The 1871-nt window shown below is 48.3% G+C and carries 2 protein-coding genes; both read left to right on the forward strand.

The genetic code is table 11. From position 1 onward, the window contains the following. Nucleotides 1–299: 299 nt before the first annotated feature. Nucleotides 300–1340, forward strand: coding sequence for a Gfo/Idh/MocA family oxidoreductase (locus J4G02_21550; protein ID MCE2397106.1), 1041 nt, complete (start codon nt 300–302; stop codon nt 1338–1340). A 194-nt stretch (nt 1341–1534) separates the two neighbouring features. Continuing rightward, nucleotides 1535–1795, forward strand: a complete 261-nt coding sequence (locus J4G02_21555) for a hypothetical protein (GenBank protein ID MCE2397107.1) — start codon at nt 1535–1537, stop codon at nt 1793–1795. Nucleotides 1796–1871: the final 76 nt, after the last annotated feature.

Here is a 1871-nt window from a genome sequence, read left to right on the forward strand (position 1 = left end):
AAGTCCCCCTGATAAGGGGGATTTAGGGGGTTGGCTGTGTATTGAGAGTGTCTCATTAATTCTAACATCTACTATAATCAAACCGGTGAGCCTTACACATTGTGCTCCTCCCCGATAAATCGGGACAGGCGGGATTCAAAACTGGAGCGCGGATAGCAGGGGTATAGGCATTCTATAGATATATCGCTCCTCTGGAGCGAAGAGCAAGGCACTTGACGGGCGGGGAAACCCCCGCCCCTACGGGCAGATTGATGGATTTTCAATAGGTAGTAACTTAGGTTAATTTATGGGGGATTATTATGTATAAATGTGCATTTCTGGGTTGTGGCGGACGGGCGCGTGCCCATGCCCACGCATATCAGCATATTGAGCGCGGTGAAATTGTCGCGCTATGCGATATGAACGAAGAGCTGCTCAATAGTTTCGGCGATGACTTTGGGGTTGAAAAACGGTACACGGACATCCATGAAATGTTGGATAAAGAACGTCCTGACCTGCTGCATATCGTGACTGCGCCGGTGCTGCGGGGGACGAACGAATTAATTCGCTATCCGCTGATGAATATCGCATCGGAACATGAGGTGCCTGCCGCGATTGTGGAAAAGCCGATCGCGGTGATGGGAGAGGATTGGCGTCAACTGAGCGACCTATGCGAGAATACCAAGACCAAATTCGCAGTGAATACGCAGCTCAATTTTCATCCACCGAATCTGAAATTAAAGGCTGATGTCTCCGCTGGAGCGATTGGAGATCTCGACTTTATTGATGCCAGTGCGCGTTCAACGCCGATTGATCAGGGACCGCATGTACTGCAGCTAGTCTCCTCGTACATCGACAATTCGCGTCCGGTCAAGGTTTTCGGTCAGGTCTCAGGGGGCGAACATCTGGATTCCGCCCAACCGTCGCCCGATCATGCCACAGCGTCGATCTCGTATGCCAACGGAGTTCGGGCGTTAGTTACATTTGGTACAAAAGGCTCGCCCGAAATTAGCGATCACGAATCGGTGTTCCAGCACAAACGGGTCCGCGTATTTGGGAAGCGCGGGTTTATCCATTGGTGGATGTACGGATGGGAACGCAACACACCGACGGACGGCTATAGTCGTGGAGAACACGAGTACGGTGAGCAGGATCTCTTGGGGCAGGCGGGTCTCACCGAGGCGATGTTTGATTGGCTTGACGATGACGAAAAGGTGCATCCCACCCACTTGGAGCAGTCGCTTGCGGAGTTTAATGCGATTTTGGGGATCTATCATAGTGCGTTGACGCACGAGCCTGTTGAACTGCCGTTTGATCCGCCGGACGGGTTGATTGAGTCGCTCAAAACGCTGCTGCTGTGAAATCAACTATCTTCCTAGGTCGTAGGGGTAGGTCTTGTGCCTACCCATAGGCGATGATTCTTCGTAGGGAATAACGATCGTTATTCCCTACAGATTGTCTTTCCCCTCTTATCAGAGGGGTTCAGGAGAACTTATGAACCAACTGCGTAAGTCCTACAAAGATAGAAAATTTACGAAAAGAATGGAGGATACAGATGATAACCGTTAGTGATATTGCTATAAGAGTAGTATCAGAAGATGATTTCTCTTTTGCAATTAAAGCTTTGGTTCAGAATGGATCTGATAATCCGAGAGTATTTGTCGAATTGCAGGGTTTAGATAGTGATGGCTTTGAAATATGTGACGCGATACTAGAAAGCATAATCCCAATTGGTGCAAGCAGGGTGCTAACTACCAAAGAGGATTATGTCGATAAAAAGATATTTGAACAAATTGTAGGTTGGCAGCAGAAGTAAATTAGAGAATCATACTATATACATATTGCCCTGCTAGGGCTTTAGATGGCAGCTTGGATTATATTAATTACGGAGG

The sequence above is a fragment of the Candidatus Poribacteria bacterium genome (assembly GCA_021295755.1).
GTDB lineage: Bacteria > Poribacteria > WGA-4E > WGA-4E > PCPOR2b > PCPOR2b.

What these genes read in the sequence shown, in the direction of transcription:
- J4G02_21550 (MCE2397106.1), top strand. Translation starts at nt 300, where the DNA reads ATGTATAAATGTGCATTTCTGGGTTGTGGCGGACGGGCGCGTGCCCAT.
- J4G02_21555 (MCE2397107.1), top strand. Translation starts at nt 1,535, where the DNA reads ATGATAACCGTTAGTGATATTGCTATAAGAGTAGTATCAGAAGATGAT.